Source organism: Chamaesiphon minutus PCC 6605 (genome assembly GCF_000317145.1).
In the GTDB taxonomy this organism is placed as follows: domain Bacteria; phylum Cyanobacteriota; class Cyanobacteriia; order Cyanobacteriales; family Chamaesiphonaceae; genus Chamaesiphon; species Chamaesiphon minutus.
This window is the reverse complement of the sequence record NC_019697.1, coordinates 4929341-4945469: the sequence shown is the minus strand read 5'-3', so window position 1 is coordinate 4945469 and position 16129 is coordinate 4929341. Positions and strand designations below refer to the sequence as shown.

The 16129-nt window shown below is 45.0% G+C and carries 15 protein-coding genes; 3 read left to right on the top strand and 12 right to left on the bottom strand.

Features of this window, described 5'->3' with window-relative positions:
- The first annotated feature begins 14 nt into the window (after positions 1 to 14).
- Positions 15 to 791 (top strand): glycosyltransferase family 2 protein, encoded by a 777-nt coding sequence (locus CHA6605_RS22500; RefSeq protein WP_015161679.1) that lies wholly within the window; start codon positions 15 to 17, stop codon positions 789 to 791.
- Between the two features lie 367 nt (positions 792 to 1158).
- Here CHA6605_RS22500 and CHA6605_RS22495 read toward each other — a convergent pair whose 3' ends face one another.
- Positions 1159 to 1788 (bottom strand): WcaF family extracellular polysaccharide biosynthesis acetyltransferase, encoded by a 630-nt coding sequence (locus CHA6605_RS22495; protein ID WP_015161678.1) that lies wholly within the window; start codon positions 1786 to 1788, stop codon positions 1159 to 1161.
- A 419-nt stretch (positions 1789 to 2207) separates the two neighbouring features.
- Here CHA6605_RS22495 and CHA6605_RS22490 point away from each other — a divergent pair, with 419 nt between their 5' ends.
- The gene (locus CHA6605_RS22490; protein ID WP_041549806.1) at positions 2208 to 3533 is read left to right on the top strand and encodes a glycosyltransferase family 4 protein; all 1326 of its coding nucleotides are present in this window, start codon (positions 2208 to 2210) and stop codon (positions 3531 to 3533) included.
- Positions 3534 to 3670: 137 nt separating this feature from the next.
- Here the strand turns inward: CHA6605_RS22490 and hisH are convergent, their stop codons facing one another.
- From hisH to CHA6605_RS22440, 10 genes are all read right to left on the bottom strand, one after another.
- On the bottom strand, positions 3671 to 4300 hold the full coding sequence (hisH, locus tag CHA6605_RS22485; protein WP_015161676.1) for an imidazole glycerol phosphate synthase subunit HisH: 630 nt from the start codon (positions 4298 to 4300) through the stop codon (positions 3671 to 3673).
- An 81-nt stretch (positions 4301 to 4381) separates the two neighbouring features.
- A complete protein-coding gene (locus tag CHA6605_RS22480; protein ID WP_015161675.1) occupies positions 4382 to 5071 on the bottom strand; it encodes a hypothetical protein in 690 nt (229 codons plus the stop codon).
- Between the two features lie 159 nt (positions 5072 to 5230).
- Positions 5231 to 6310 carry a heat-inducible transcriptional repressor HrcA gene (gene hrcA / locus CHA6605_RS22475; RefSeq protein ID WP_015161674.1) on the bottom strand — a complete coding sequence of 360 codons (1080 nt, stop codon included), beginning with the start codon at positions 6308 to 6310 and terminating at the stop codon, positions 5231 to 5233.
- Between the two features lie 232 nt (positions 6311 to 6542).
- Entirely contained in the window at positions 6543 to 6881 is a 339-nt protein-coding gene (locus tag CHA6605_RS22470; RefSeq protein ID WP_015161673.1) for a rhodanese-like domain-containing protein, read from the bottom strand.
- 208 nt (positions 6882 to 7089) lie between these two features.
- Entirely contained in the window at positions 7090 to 8013 is a 924-nt protein-coding gene (lgt, locus tag CHA6605_RS22465; protein ID WP_015161672.1) for a prolipoprotein diacylglyceryl transferase, read from the bottom strand.
- Between the two features lie 202 nt (positions 8014 to 8215).
- Positions 8216 to 9541 (bottom strand): ISNCY family transposase, encoded by a 1326-nt coding sequence (locus CHA6605_RS22460; protein WP_015158142.1) that lies wholly within the window; start codon positions 9539 to 9541, stop codon positions 8216 to 8218.
- A gap of 52 nt (positions 9542 to 9593) precedes the next feature.
- On the bottom strand, positions 9594 to 10514 hold the full coding sequence (locus CHA6605_RS22455; protein WP_015161671.1) for a hypothetical protein: 921 nt from the start codon (positions 10512 to 10514) through the stop codon (positions 9594 to 9596).
- Positions 10515 to 10536: 22 nt separating this feature from the next.
- A complete protein-coding gene (locus tag CHA6605_RS22450; RefSeq protein ID WP_015161670.1) occupies positions 10537 to 11124 on the bottom strand; it encodes a Maf family protein in 588 nt (195 codons plus the stop codon).
- 430 nt (positions 11125 to 11554) lie between these two features.
- Positions 11555 to 12100: a photosystem II reaction center PsbP gene (psbP, locus tag CHA6605_RS22445; protein WP_015161669.1), complete on the bottom strand. Its 546-nt coding sequence runs from the start codon at positions 12098 to 12100 to the stop codon at positions 11555 to 11557.
- Positions 12101 to 12288: 188 nt separating this feature from the next.
- The gene (locus CHA6605_RS22440) at positions 12289 to 13377 is read right to left on the bottom strand and encodes an AI-2E family transporter (RefSeq protein WP_015161668.1); all 1089 of its coding nucleotides are present in this window, start codon (positions 13375 to 13377) and stop codon (positions 12289 to 12291) included.
- A gap of 417 nt (positions 13378 to 13794) precedes the next feature.
- On the opposite strand from CHA6605_RS22440, the gene murJ reads away from it, so the two are divergent.
- A complete protein-coding gene (gene murJ / locus CHA6605_RS22435; protein WP_015161667.1) occupies positions 13795 to 15420 on the top strand; it encodes a murein biosynthesis integral membrane protein MurJ in 1626 nt (541 codons plus the stop codon).
- Between the two features lie 334 nt (positions 15421 to 15754).
- On the opposite strand, the gene CHA6605_RS34455 is transcribed toward murJ, so the two are convergent.
- Positions 15755 to 15943: a hypothetical protein gene (locus tag CHA6605_RS34455; RefSeq protein WP_157260075.1), complete on the bottom strand. Its 189-nt coding sequence runs from the start codon at positions 15941 to 15943 to the stop codon at positions 15755 to 15757.
- Positions 15944 to 16129 lie beyond the last annotated feature (186 nt).

The following is a 16129-nucleotide window of genomic DNA, read 5'->3' as shown; positions in this document are numbered from 1 at the left end:
ACCTATAGCCACAAATGTTAGATAAAGTTACCCCGTTAATCCTCACTTATAATGAAGCACCCAATATAGCTCGAACTATCGAAAAATTAGCATGGGCAAAAGAGATTGTAGTTATCGACAGTTATAGTAATGATGAAACCTTAAATATTCTCAAATCTTATCCTTGTGTCAAAGTCTTCCAACGTGCTTTCGATACTCATGCCATTCAATGGAACTATGGTGTGCGACAAGTTAGTTCGGAGTGGGTACTTTCGCTCGATGCTGACTATTGTATTCCCGATCGACTAGTAGGTGAGATTTCAGCTTTAAACGATCGCTCGATCGACGGTTACTTTGTACCGTTCAAGTTTTGCGTATTTGGCAAACCTTTACAGCGAGCCATTCTTCCGCCGCGTCAAGCACTATTTCGCAAGGAGGCATGTACTTATATTGATGACGGGCATACCCAATTATTGGTAAATAAAGGTCTGTCAGGTACTCTCAAAGAGCATATTTATCATGACGACCGTAAACCTGTAAATAGATGGTTTAACTCGCAAATTAAATATGCAGACTTAGAAATGAAAAAGCTGATCGATATACCACCAACACAACTAAGTTTTGTAGATAAAATTAGACTGGCTAAAGTTATCGCGCCAGTACTAGTTTTTGTCTATTGCCTAATTTATAAAGGCGGGATTCTGGATGGTTGGCATGGTATCTATTACGCATTTCAGCGAGTCTTTGCAGAGCTAATACTATCGATTAAGTTAATCGAACATGAGTTTTACAAGACAAAGACAATCGACTAAAATAGCTCGCTGTTAATAAAATCGAGATCGAGAATTCGATCGACCTTATCGTTCGCCGCTAGATTGGTAGACATCGTTTGCACTCAAATTTCTGTAATATATTATACATAAATCTTGGCACTCGATCGGTTGAATTTTTAGCTCCAATCGATACTCTATCGCTAGAAAGCGTGCGATCCACCCATGACAATCGACAACTGTTGGAGTGAATTAAGCTTGGGGATCGCGCGCTAATAGCTAATTAATTAGACGCTAATCCATCACCATAATTATGGTTGGCAATCAATAGACATTACTCGATCGAGATTCAATCTCCTGCGCCCCAAGCTAAATAATTTTCAAAATCTGTATTAAAAAATACTAATATCTAAAAACAGCTATTATTGACCGATTTTACTAATCCCGATCGCATCGAATTAGGATCTGCGTTCGCCATGTCCAGCTCCTCTAAATTTGCCGACATTTGTCGCTCCTTGATCGGCTGTGCGGGATTGCCAGCATAAATCGTCATTGGTGCTAACGAGCGACCTGCCACACTTCCCATGCACAGCACAGCACCGCATCCGATTGTCGCTCCTGGCCCCACCATCGCACGTGCGGCAATCCAACAACCCTCGCCGATATGAATTGGCGTAGCTTTGAGGTCGAAACTGGGACTGCTCCAATCATGGTTCCCCGTACATAGATATACGTCTTGAGAGATACAAGTATGGCTGTCGATCGTTACTGCGGCAACATTATCGATCCAGCAATTCTCACCCAACCACACATGCTCGCCCACAGTCAATCGCCACGGAAACTTGACCTTCACACCTGGCTTGATCCGCACCCCATCGCCCACTCGCGCGCCAAAACAACGTAATAACCAACATTTGAAGTCAGAACCCACCATCCAGTAGCTGCTTACTAATGGCGAACCGAGATAATACCAAGCAATTTGTTTCCATAATGGTGCGCCAGGTGAATATGCACCAACTGTATACTTGTCTAAACGCATAATATTATTATCTCCGCCCAAGTTGCCAAAACAAAATTAATTATCATTCATCAGAGTGTATTCAAATATAGTGGACAGCTTCACATCGGAATATTATAGTAAGATGTCAGCATTAATAAAATATGTTGAACTTGTACTGGTGTAAATCTTCGGATACTCAGTCAAAACTTTACCTAAATGTGGATACTTCAGCTAGTGACGCAGCGGAGTCAAAAGTAAATTTTCAAAGATTTTAGCTATCTTTATAGATATTAAGGGTACTATATATATAAATATCCTGTAATCCTTATAGTTCATGCTTGATTTGCGAAAAATGCATTATCCCATCCATTAATTTAGCATTTGTGCTCAGTTGTGCAGCAAGACTGGTAAAAATGATGGCTTTATTTATTAAGCATTCCTCCCCACAAGCTAGCAATATGCCTTCCTCCACTAAAATCAACACCCCCGAAACCAGTTCTATTTCCCGCAAAAAGTATCCTAACGAACAGGAACTTATCTCTAACCAACCTCTACAAAATTATGCCCCAATCGACCTGAAGATTATCAATCAGTTTTTTCCGCCAGACTATGCGGCAACAGGCCAATTGATTGAAGAATTAGCTCACAATCTTAAAAGCTTCGGCAAGGTAGATGTTTTTACCAGCCAGCCATCTTATGCGTTCGATCGAGATGATTCGCCTCGACTCGAATCTCACGAATCCTTACTCGTGCGCCGCTCCCAATCCGCTCGGTTTTGGCCCCAACGCATTCGTGGCAAAGCCGTTGCTGGCGCAATCTTTTTTGTGCGGACAGCACTGCACCTGCTCCGCAATCGCGATCGACGTGAGTTAGTCTTGTTAACAACTGCACCACCATTTCTACCGATTTTGGGGTATCTCCTCAGTCATATTTGCAAAATTCGCTACGTTTGTCTGCTCTACGATCTGTATCCAGATATCGCCATCGAGCTAGATGTCATCAAAAAACACCATTTGATTGCGCGTTTGTGGGAGCGGTTCAATCGCTTGACTTGGAAGCGCGCTGCGGCAATTATTGTTTTGAGCGAGAGTATGAAAGAGCGGATTCTGGCCAAACAACCAGGCATCGAGCGCAAAATTGTCGTCATCCCAAGTTGGGTCGATTCCGAACAGATCTTTCCTCGACTCAAGCAAGACAACTGGTTTGCCAAAGAGCACGGATTAGTGGAGCCATTTACGGTGTTGTATTCCGGGAATATGGGTCGCTGTCACGATATGGAGACGTTATTTGATGCAGTCGTGCGCTTGCGCAAGACTCCGATCCGATTTGTATTTATCGGCAGCGGCGAAAAGCGGAAAGATTTTCAGCATCGTGTAGACGAAATGGGTCTGACTAACTGCTTATTTTTACCCTACCAGCCCCGCGAGAATTTACCCTATTCACTTACGGCTTGTGATGTCTCGATCGTCAGTATCAGTGAGGGTATGGAAGGATTGGTCGCTCCGAGTAAGTTATACTCAGCTTTGGCCTCCGGTCGGCCAATTGTCAGCATTTGTCCAGAAAATTCTTATCTAAACGAAGTCTTCGCGGCAGCAAATTGCGGCGTGTCCGTGCGCAATGGCGACAGTCAAGGATTGGCAGACTATCTGTACCGACTCAGCCAAAATCCGCAATTGACACAGGAGCTAGGCCGATCTGGTCGTGACTATTGTCGCAAAAATTACACCTCCGAAAAAATCGCTCAAGACTACTTGCGATTATTTCAATCTTTAGCCTCGCATTAAATCTATAATTGGGCGTTACTCGATCGTCAATCTATTTATAGTTTGCTGCGATCGTCTGTCAAAAATGAGGGTAGGGGTAATTCACAAATTGCCGCCTACCCTCATTTTTAATCACAACTTGTAGCAACCTTCAAGATTTATGACGCTCGATCGACCATTTGGACAAAATTGGCCAGCATCTGTAGTCCGATAGTGGCAGACTTTTCGGGGTGAAACTGGACTGCCATCACATTGTCGCGCGCGATCGCAGCGGTTACAGTTTGTGTCCCATGGGTCACTGTCGCAGCCGCAACTGGCGAACTACTGGGATCGACATAGTAGGAGTGGTCGAAATATACCCACGCATTGGTGTCTATTTCCCCCCACAACGGACAGTTTGGCTGTGTGAGGTGAATTTGATTCCAACCCATTTGCGGGATGGTAAGATTGGGTTCTGGCTGAAATTTACGCACGGTGCCAGGGATGATGCCTAAGCCAGCTTCTTTGCCCTCATCCGATCGCTCGAATAAAATCTGCAATCCCAAGCAAATTCCTAGAAATGGTTTGCCAGTGGCAATAATATCTTTGAGTGGTTGCTCCAAGTCTCGATCGCGAATCTTATTCATCGCCGGATCGAAAGAACCTACTCCCGGTAAGACGATCGCATCCGCAGCCGCTAATTCTGCCGCTTCGTGGGTAATTACTGTGTCCGCGCCAGCATGTTGCAGACCCTTACAAACGGAGTGTAAGTTTCCCATATCGTAGTCTACAACGGCAATTTTTAGCATGAGTATAGTTGAGTGTTGAAGCTAGCAGTTCTCTGGATAAAAGTTGACTCGCATTGGCGGCAATTTATTCCGGATACTGATTTAAACTAATTTCTGGCTAGATCTATTATTAGCATCGATTAGATTAGGCCGAGTGCATAAATAGATGAGCGCACCAAATAGTGGTAACCACGACAATAATTTGATTGTTTGTGGGTTGGTAAAATGACGCAAGTTAATGTCATCGGAGATCGCCACAGGTAAGAGTAATGTTAGTAGACAAAAGTCTAAACTCATGACGTGGATAAATCTGCTCGTTTGCCATTGACGAACAAAATCCGGCCAATTTCCTTGAGTAATTCCATAAACCAATAAGATCGACGTGCCGATCGTCAGTGCAACTCCGAGCCAACGCGAATCTATCAGCTTAATTATACCACCCCGATCGATCCCATTCGATCGTATCCGTTCCACTTCCACACCAGATAGAGATTGCCGAATGGCTAAATAGGGTAAAATCGCAAACGCGCCCACCCCAAAAGAGATCGCGCTGAATACGCCAGCCGGAAGTTTCTGAATTTTGCCATCAATTAAGATGAGACAGGCATACACCATCGGCAAGATTCCCATCAAGTTAAATAGAGCAATAATTAGCGGATTTATCCCCGTCCATTTCCCTGTAGAAAGATTGATAATTAACGGCAAAGTATCGGGTCGATCGGGTGGAGCCAATAAGAACGCATACCCAACAAATCCCAGCCATAATCCTCCAAAAACAATTTTATTCCACATTTTTTAGATCTGTAAGGGTGGGTGCTTAGTGCGCTTCCACGATCGGGGAACCCGACCGGAGCGCATCCGCTTTACGCAATTTAATATCGATGTTACTGTTCGATCTCGGACAAAAACCACCCGCCACCACCAGGATTAAACATCGATCGATTAATATAATTATTCTTGACTGATAGCTGTTGAAATATAATCAGCCGCCGATTCAACTAAGGCGATCGCGTCTTCGTAGAGCATCCGTTTTGGCCCTAATAAGCCGACACTGCCCACTGGAATCGAATCTTGATGGTAATTGGTGGAAATCAACGTACAAGTCTGCATTGGCTTGAGGGGATTTTCGGCACCGATCCTAATCGCGACTTTTGGTTGGAGATCGAGCGAAGAGTCGAGATCGGGTTTGAAGATCGATTCCCAAATTTTGTCCTGTTCGGATTCTAACAAATGCAATAAGGTTTTTACTTGTTGTAATTGCGAAAATTCCGGCTGTCCTAAGACTTCCGAAATTCCCCAAATCATCATTTGCGATGTATGCGTGGGTTTGGACTGGCGCGACAGATCGGTCAGTAAGTTCCTAACCAAATCTACATATTGCTGAAGTTCGCGATCCAGTTCGCTCCAATCTAGTTTTAGTACTTCTAATACCGATCGACCGCGTAATTTGCCATTGAGAAAATTTGATAAAACTTGCAACTCGCGATCGAGTAAATCGCCATCGCTTGCCGATCTTTGCTGGGGTAATTGCATCAATATCGACTGGGTTTCATAGGCATCCCAGACTACAATTACCACGATCTTATTTGCTTCTACTCGCACGAGCTGAATATGCTTGACTGTCGAGCGACGAGCTTGCGGTAGCGTAATCATCGTTACATAGCCGCTGAGAGTGGCTAATACTTCTACCGCACCGCGCAAAATTGCTTCTAAACTCCAACCATCCCAATCGAGTTTATCGGTTAGCAATTCTTCTACTTGCTTACCCATATCTGGCGAAGGCTGAATCAATCGATCGACATAAACGCGATAACCTAAATCGGAGGGAACTCTGCCCGCTGAAGTATGTGGCTGATACAAAAATCCGGCTTTTTCAAGCGTCGCAAAGCCATTACGAATTGTCGCTGGACTAATATTCAGATTATAGCCATCTACGAGCGTTTTAGAGCCAACTGGTTCGGCGGTAGAAATATACTGACGGATCGTGGCCTTCAAAATCTGTTGATGACGTTTATTCAGATCGAATGACATAAACTACTACCGCTATGCGGAGTTATTAATTATAACAATTCTTCAACAGATGGTGTTAATCGTGGCGATAGGAATAGCTTGGAGATAGCAATTACTTCCAATCGATCGCACTTGCACTCGATAGACAAAGCTGGATGAATTATACCGCGCTCTCGGATAATTTTAGTAACCAAAGTAACTACTAACTTAACCGATCCTAACGGCGATCCCCAAAGATTGTGTCTGTTGGTAACTAGTACCTTGCGATTTGGGGATCGACATAATGGCTGTATGCGTCGATACCACCAATAATGTTACTAACATGCGTAAAACCGCGCTCGATTAGCCACTGACTCATTTGCGCCGATCGCATTCCATGATGGCACAATACGAGTGTTTCGATATCTTTGTCCAATCGAGTATAAATCTCTGGCGACCAACTGGCGTATTCGCTCAAGGGCAAGTTGATAAATCTCGGCAGTGTCGCGATCTCTAGTTCGTGAGGTTCTCTGACATCCACAAACTGATATGGTGCATCTGGATCGGCAATTTTTGCCGCTAGTTCGGTAACGGTAATTTCGGTAAAACTCATCGGGATCTGGCTGGGTATGAGTGCTAGTTTACAGCTAATTAGGTCGATCGCTCAATCTAGTAGTCTACACCGTAAATCTAATTACTATTTTGGCGGGGAGCGGGGGCTGTGGATGGGTGGATGGGTGGACTGTACCACCGTAGGATGGGTGGATGGATGGATGGGTTCACTTTCCACTTTCCACTATTCACTTGCCACTATCAATTACTCAAACCACGTCTGGCAATCGACGGCGACGAATATACAACCATAATAAACCGAGCGAGCCGATCGCAATGCCGACGAAACTAATTACTTGAGCGATTCTCAGCGAGCCTAACATTAAACTATCCGTGCGTAAACCTTCAATCCCAAACCGTCCGATACTATAAGCGATTAAGTACATCAAAAATATCGAACCAGTCCGCAGTTGATGCCGATTATTGTCTCGAACAAACAACCACATTAAGATGATAAATACTAGTAAATTCCAGAGCGATTCATATAAAAATGTGGGATGAACGTAACTGCAAGTTCCATCACCGCTTGGAATACATAGTTTCCATGGTAAATCTGTCGGCCCTCCGTAGGCTTCTGAATTAAAAAAATTACCCCATCTGCCGATCGATTGGCCTAAAGCTACTGATGGCGCGACAATATCGGCTAATTGCCAAAATGAAATCTGCTTGAGTTTGGCAAAAATAATTGCCGCAATCGACCCGCCAATAATCGCTCCATGAATGGCAATTCCGCCTTCCCAAATTTTGATAATTTGTTCGGGATGTTGCGAATAGTTTTGCCATTGAAAAGCGACATAATATAGTCGTGCGCAAGGAATCGCCGCTAATACTAACCAAATCGACAGATCGGCGATCGCTTCTGGTTCGACATCGCGAGACTTGGCCAATCGCATCGATAAATTCACCCCAATTAATACTGCGGTGGCAATTAATAAGCCATACCACTTGAGGCGAAAACCAACAACATTAAAAATTTCTTCTCCAGGTGACACAAATTGAAAAGCGAGGAAGAATTGCCCCCAATTGAGATCGATCGCGTGAGTGAAATTAACCAGATCTAAACTGGGAAGTTGCAAGAGGGAAGCTAAATTTTCGATACCTAGACTAGGAAAATGCAGTAACTCAGCTAACATATTTAGATCGGTTGGGGGTACCCAGGTGGAGAGGGGGAAGGCGGGGGATAGAGTTATATATACTTATCCAAAGACAATAATCGATCGATTCGCCCTGCATCGATCGGATCGAGCTTTAAAGGTTGGTAATCGCTGGGATGGAGGTACTCTGGCTCGAATTTGTCCCACTGTGGCGAAGGTCAGCAATTCCAAATTCAAAAATCTAGGAAGAGTTGGCGACCAGAGTGGAAGCCGAGCCGTAAAGCATGAAATCAATCAAAGAAGGCCAACTCTCAAAGAGTAAATATTTGGTAAGACTGAGGATATCTTGAAAAAAGCCTTTACGAGTAACACGCTTGAGACGAATCTGTCCATATGCAAGATCTGTTAAATGCAAAACAGTGTGAAAAAGGAATGCCAACAGGTTCAGCGTCAATAAACAAGCAGCTAAATGCTGCTGACCATGCCCAAAGTTATGCTCCAGATGATATCCCTTTGTTTTGAGCACATTATGATTTTCATTTTCGGTCTTCCAACGACATCGACCAGCCGCAGCAACCAGAGGTACGCTCTGTTCGTTTAATTCATGGCGGGTAATAAATGAATTTTCATATAATATTTCTCCATCTGATTGGCGGGTATGGATTAGTTTACACCAATTGACCTTCATTGCTGGCTGGGAGTCCCTTAGAGGAATTCCATTCACATATTGATAGCTATATAATTCGCTTGAATTGCTGTTCCACTGTTTCACTTCTAGCTTTTTCACCTCGCCAATACCATCCAAGTATTTCAACCAATCATAAACAGCAGTATGAGACGTTTCTAAACAGGTAAAGATAAAGTTCATTCCCGACGCTATCACCTGTTCACACATTGGTTGGTGACTGTAGAGGTCATCTCCGAGTAGAGTGATTGCTTGTCCTTGGAATTCTGGGGCATGAGTTTTGAGCCATCGTTTAGCTGCTGCCACTTCGCAGTCCTGCTTCTGGTGACCATCTTGAGGTGTGATGAATTCCGGAGCTAAGGAAATTACTTGAGATTGCCCAGGCGCAACTATTACAGGCAAAATGGCACTGTGGAAGTAAGTTACTGTGCCATTTTTGTGGGTACGGCTCGAACAGCATTTACAGTTGAGTTTGTGCGAGTCAAAATACTGAGTTCCATCCAGCGCAACTAGTAATCCACCGAGATATTCAAACGGTTTCAAGTGACCTTCTCGTCTTAAAGACTGATAGACGTGATTGAATACTCCAAATAGTGCTGTGGCTGAAATTTCATCCAGGATATTCCGAATTTGCGGCACTGTTGGGATTTTAATCATGCCAAACAGTGTCTGAGCATTGCTTTTGCCCTGATTGCTATTCATGTGCCGCTGATGTTCTAAAAAGGATTCGCTTTGCATGAAAAACATCGAAAATGCTCCCAACACAGCATCTCTGATGGTGTATTTAGTGCCATTGCTGGCAAGGCGCGGATCTTTCATCTGAAGAATTGCTCGGTTCAGATAGACTATCAATACCCCAAAACTCAGCTTCATTGGCTCCATTCTGCTTCTCTTTTTGAAGTCTCTCTATTCTCCTGCTCACCCTACCAAGTTGTCAAAATCTGAATTTGGAATTGCTGGGCGAAGGTACTGCTACGCGCTTGCTAGTGCGGGGTAGGGTGGGTTTTAATTCGATCGGGTGGAGCTGGCGCGGATCGAGTGTAGGTTCTTCGCGAGCGGGTAATGCGATCTCTGGCGAGGCTGATGACAAATCGATCGAGGATGACTCAGGCAGAAAGTCTTCATCTTCTACCCATTCTTCCCAAACAGCTCCATCTTCATCGATAGATAAGTCGATTTCATCATCCATAGGTTCGAGTTCTTCTACAAGTGACACTGTGCGATCTGTTTGTTGTTTTCGTTGGATTGGGGCAGCAGGATTAGTGAGTGGTTGCCATTGAACTGGCTCGGTATCGCAACTCATGGCTAACTGCGACAACTCCTCATCGCTGAATGTTGCTGCATTACTAGCCATAGATTCGCTCTGTCGCTGCTGACGATCGATTGGTGATGCCCCCGTAGCTTCGTGCAGTCGCGCCACTAGAGTATCGGTGTCCATCCGCTCTGCCTGGAGGAGTGGGCTGGGGTGATGCTGTTGGCTGGCAGCATTATGGATCGATGGGGCTAACACTGTCAAAATTGCTTTAAATCGATCGAGATAACCTTGGACGATTCGATGGCTTGCCACAATTTGGTCGATATGTAATTTTTGCAATTTGAGATGAGTAGTGCTGTCGGTAACGACATCTTTACCGATCTCATTTTGAATATCTCCTGTCAGTAAGTTGATTTTGGTGCGGAGATATTCCCGATCTGATGACTCGGAGTTGGCTAGCTCCTGTGTCAACCGCGTCGTCACATCCAACTCGGGGGCAAATCCTCTATGCAAGAGAGTCGTATCCCTCACCACCAATGCTAAAGCTTCATGAAGTCGTCCGGCTTGTAACTTTTGTTGGAATTCTTCGCTGGAGATCATAGTAGTATCTAGCTGACAGGACTCACCAGTAACTACACAGATCGTAGCTCAGTTCGGCAAGCATCGATCGAAGCAATGGCAAGCTGAGGCCAATCACATTGCTATGACAGCCATCAATTTTGTCAACCAAGGCACTGCCTTTACCTTCGAGGGCAAATCCCCCCGCACAGACTAACGGCTCGCCAGTGGCAATATAAGCCTGAATCTGAGCATCGGTCACTCGCCCGAAATAAACTTGGGTAATTCCACACCGGACGACTTGTTTGGCTTGGGTTTGGTCGATCAGGGCATGTCCGGTGTATAAAGTCCCACTACCACCCCGCATTTTTTGCCAGCGGGTAAATGCGACTGCTGGATCTTCTGGTTTACCGTAGATTTCGTCACCAACAACTAAGATCGAGTCGCATCCGAGAATGAGGGAATCTTGGACTTGGTTGGTGACAACTTCTGCCTTCCGCTGCGCTAACGTCTCTACTAGTGCCATCGGATCGCGCAGTTGAATCTGCGATTCGTCGAAGTGGCTGACGCAGACGAGCGGATTGATGCCGACGCTCTGAAGCAATCGTCTCCGAGCGGGTGAAGCAGAAGCTAGCACAAAGTTAATAGTCATACGTTTACAGAATTTCTGGAAAAAATGTTCGCACTCACGCAGACTAACCTGTTTATTGCTACAACAGTTCTGGAAAATGAGGTACGACCTTTGGCGATTTGCGTGCGTACCGCATCAGAGCGCAATCTGTTAGCTAACCTAAGTTGCTAGTTAACCCAAGTTGCTACCTACAATTAAAGTGGTTAAAACCACTCCTCATGATGCAAAGTCCGCCTACGCGGACTGAATTTTCTAGTCCGCGTAGGCGGACTTTGCACCGTTAGCCACGATTTCAATCGTAGGCATTCTATAGGTAGCAACTTGGGTTAGTCAATAAAGCAGCCAACGACTTCCAGTCATTGCTAATGCTGCCAAGTCTGCCTGCGTGGACTTTGAAACACGAGCAGCGGTTTCTAACCGCTGGGGAATAGTTAGCAACTTAGGTTAGCTACTAAGCAACACTGAAGGAGTTAACAACATCTTTAAAAACATTTTTCATTTTCCCCCACCGTCGATCGGTAGTCGAAGCATTGAAGGTAAATAATTTGCCACGACTGACAACGACGCTAGCAATATTATGTCTTTTACTAGTGGGTAATGTGACATCATATTCGAGAATATAGTAAGTTTTACCCTTAGCTTCATGGGTTTCGGCACTAATCAATTCGGCTTCCCGTCCCGATCCTGGTGGCGCGATCGCGTTTTTGCCTAATTTATAACCTACGTCAGAAGCCGTACCGAGATCGCTGAGTTTTTTATCTTTATCTACTTGACTGATAACGACACTGACGTTTTCACTAGATTCGATCAAGTCATGAAAGATAATATCCGCACCTTTAGTAGTTTTCACAGCTACCCAGCCATTAGGATAGAGAAATTTATAACCATCACCAGTATCTACATAGCCTTGCAATCCGGCAGCTTCAGCAGGCGTGACATTAATCTGTAAGACGATCGCCAGTGCCACAATTATCGACACGGTAACTTGTTTCCACATAAGGTTCTGAATTTTATTTGCAATGCTTGTCGGTAATAATTATAGACTTACTGGTCGCTTACTAGGCTTTAGGCTCTGGGCAGAAGGCAGAAGGCAGAATGCGAAAGGGGGAAAGATTACGATCGTCTTTTGCTGGTAAACAAGGTAGCGACGCTACCCATTACTCATTACCCATCTACCAAAAATCTCTACTCACTATCTAGCGATTCTCCAGCATATTCTGGCTGAGGGACTAGGTTATGGGGTGGTTTGCTCATCAGGTCGAACGTGCCTTTGATCGTACCTGCGATCGGCACAGATACAATGACGCCCAATAATCCGGCGATTTGACCGCCAGTAAGCAAACAGATCAAAATCGCGATCGGATTTAAACCGATGAATTCGCCCATTAATTTTGGTGCTAATAAATTATCCTTAATTTGTTGAACGATTACCGAAGCAATTAACACCGAAACTCCCAATCCGAAGTTTTTTAACATAATTACGACTGTGACTAGTCCGATACCCAAACTGGCTCCGATAAAAGGAATTAATTCCGCAGCACCGATGAAAATTGCAAAAGATAATCCAAAGGGCACTTGTAAGAAAAAGAAAACCGCAGTTAGGCTCGTGGCCATGAACGTCCCTAAAATCAGTTGACTGATAAAAAAGTTCTGAAAATTTTGTCGTAACGATTCGCTTAAAGGTATCCTAATGCCCTCTGGTAAAATTGCCACAATCCCAAACCACAATCGATCGCCATACAACAACATATAAATCGACAAGACGATAATTGAAAGTGTATCGACTACGCCCGATAGCGTACCTACAGCCAATCCAACCACCTCAGCACCAATAATTTGGAGTTGAGTGTCAATCTTGGCATTAATCTGCGACCTCAACACATTAAAATCGAGCTGTAAGCCTTTTCTTTTTCCCCATTCTTCCCAAGCATTAATATTTTCGTTACTTGCCCTAATCCACTCCGGTACTTGTTTAATTAATTCGGTAGTTTGCTCGATCGCATTGGGAACTACGGTTACGCCCAAAATAATTAAGAGTGTAAGTGTAATTAATAACACGCAAACGATCGCCAGCAAGCGGCGAACGTTTACTTGTTCGAGAATTTTAACTGGGTAGTTGAGCAAAAATGCCACAAGCGCGGCGATCGTTAAAATCGTAATTAGATGCTCGAAATATCGAAAAAATTGAGACAATACCCAGATATTGAGTGCAACGATCGGAAATCCTAGCCCGACGAGTAGTAAGTTTTGGATCTTGGTGGGAAAACGGAGCATTGGGGGTCGATTCTCGTTCTCGAAGAGGCTATGCCAACGGCAACCGATGGCTTAATTATCTAGTTTAAGCGACGATCGCCGTCTAAATCCAAAAAGGTCGGGACTCGATCGACGCACATGGAGCGACAACCCGATCTAAGATGGGTGAGTATTTATTAATTTGGGTCTAGATCGATAACTCTATTCCCTACTCTCCGCTTGGTGCGCTGTCTTGCCCCAAACGCACGCTGAGGAGCGGCTCGCTCCCGCCTTTGTCTCCCGACCATGGAAGCGAGACAGCGACGCATCGACCGGGAGGTTCCCTCCCGGTTGTGTGCGTCAAGACAAGACAAACCTCAGCGCGATTTGGGTCGCTAAACCGTCGGGGAACCCGACGAGCGCGCATCCGCTACTCCCTACTCTCTACTCCCTAGATTTGTGACTGAATCGAAGAAACCAACTCGATCGATCGCCAGCATTGCCGGAATCGTCGCTGCTGCCACCTTAATTAGCAAAGTGTTCGGGTTAGTGCGCTCGATCGCGCTCGCTGCTGCCTTTGGTAATGGGATTGTCACCGAAGCATTTGCTTATGCCTATGCGATTCCGGGCTTTCTGTTAATTTTACTCGGTGGGATTAATGGGCCATTTCATAGCGCGATCGTCAGCGTACTTACCAAAGAAAAAGATAAATCGCAAGTAGCACCGATTGTCGAGACAATTACGACGATCGTCGGGATCGTTTTATTGTGCGTGAGTATTGCGATCTTCTGCTTCGCTAGCAATGCGATCGATATTGTCGCGCCCAATTTAGCTCATAGCAGCGATGCCGCGCGCGGTGCTTTGGTGCGTCAATGCGCGATCGAACAGTTGCAAATCATGTCCGCAATGGCCGTTCTCGCAGGCTTTATCGGCATTGGTTTTGGTACCCTCAGTTCGGCGGATTTTTACTGGCTACCATCCATCAGCCCCCTGCTGACTAGCTCTACAACGATCGTTGGTGTGGGCGTTCTGGCAGTCTATTTGGGGCCAAAAATTATGCTCTCCGAAAATGCCTTGTTAGCAGGAAAAGTCCTCGCAGGTACCACCCTAATCGGCGCGCTATTGCAATGGTTGATGCAAGTAATAACTCAATGGCGGGTAGGTTTGGGCACGATTAAACCGCGATTAGAATGGCGGCGACAAGGCGTCCAAGATGTTCTCAAAATTCTCGGCCCTGCAACCTTCTCTTCTGGTACGCTGCAAATTAACCTATTTATCGATCTAGCATTTGCGTCAGGAATTGCAGGTGCGGCTTCGGCAATGCAATATTCGGGATTATTAATTCAGACGCCACTGGGAATTATTTCCAATATTATTTTAGTCTCGCTATTGCCCGAATTTTCGCGCCTAGCCGATCCTCAAAATTGGACTCAGCTCAAAGATCGGATTCGTCAAGGCTTGCTGCTGACGGGGATTGCGATGATGCCCCTCAGCGCGGTGATGATGGCTCTGGCTTTTCCGATCGTCCAGACAGTTTATCAATATGGTGCCTTCAAAACTCAAGATTCGCAGCTTGTTGGCTCGATTTTAATCGCTTCTAGCTTGGGGATGTTTATCTTTCTGGGGCGCGATGTGCTGGTGCGGGTATTCTACGCACTCGGCGATGGCAGTACGCCATTTAAGATCAGCATGGTGAATATCTTCTTCAATTTCCTGTTTGACTACTTATTCTGGAAACCCTTTGGTGCGGCGGGGATTACCTTATCGACAGTTTGCATCAATCTGATTTCGTTCTCGGTAATGCTATTTTTGCTCGATCGCCGCTTAAATGGTTTACCATGGCGGGGATTTGTCCCATTGCTGGGCATCTTCTTCGCTAGCACAGTCGCAGGTGGCGTTACATGGGGCATAAGTTACGGTTGGCAGCAGTTTATCCCCGTTAGCAATACAATTACGCTGTTGGTGCAACTAGCTATCTCTGGTGGCATGGGTTTCGCCGTATTTGCCGCGATCGTCTCTCAGCTCAAATTACCAGAATTCGATCGATTCGTCGCCCAGATTCGGCAGAAAATATTTAAAAAGTAAATTCAGCACTTCATCTCGATCTTGATACGGCACGATAGATTCGCCAACTTTTAAGCCGTTAGAGGGTGTCTGAAAAGTCTTATTGGCTCCGATCTTCGGTTGTTAATCCCCCTAAATCCCCCTTAAAAAGGGGGACTAAGACTCTTGCTCCCCCTTTTTAAGGGGATTGGGGGGATTTAGATCTATGCTTTTCAGACACCCTCTTAACAAGGGTACTTGGATCGATTTAACCCTCTCCTGACTTTTCAAACATTCTCTAAGTTACACTCCAAAAAAGTAGGGGTAATCTACGAACTACCCCTACTTTTTTTAATGATTTAGACCAACAAAAATTCTAGCCGCTGAGCTTACGATACCGTGCGGCTGGTAACTGCTTCTGAAGACAACTTTCGAGCAGCCGAATGTGATAAATTTTTTTAAATAAACTAGGGTTGAGAATGAGTTTGTGCTTGTGATTGAAGACTGGCTGACTCAAAAATGCCGACCAGGGAAAAGGGACTGTGGGTGTTTCGTCGCTAGACACGATCGTTGGTGTGGGTGAAGTGGACTATCAAGAGAACTTTCGGCAGAGGGCGTCAGCCTAAAAGAAAATCTGGCTGATGGCAAATTTAGTTTCAACTGTGATGTAGATCGTTGCTGAAGAGTGAGTTTCCACCGCTTTTTTAATTTTCCATATTTAGTCGGTCGAGATCATCAGCCATTTATCTTG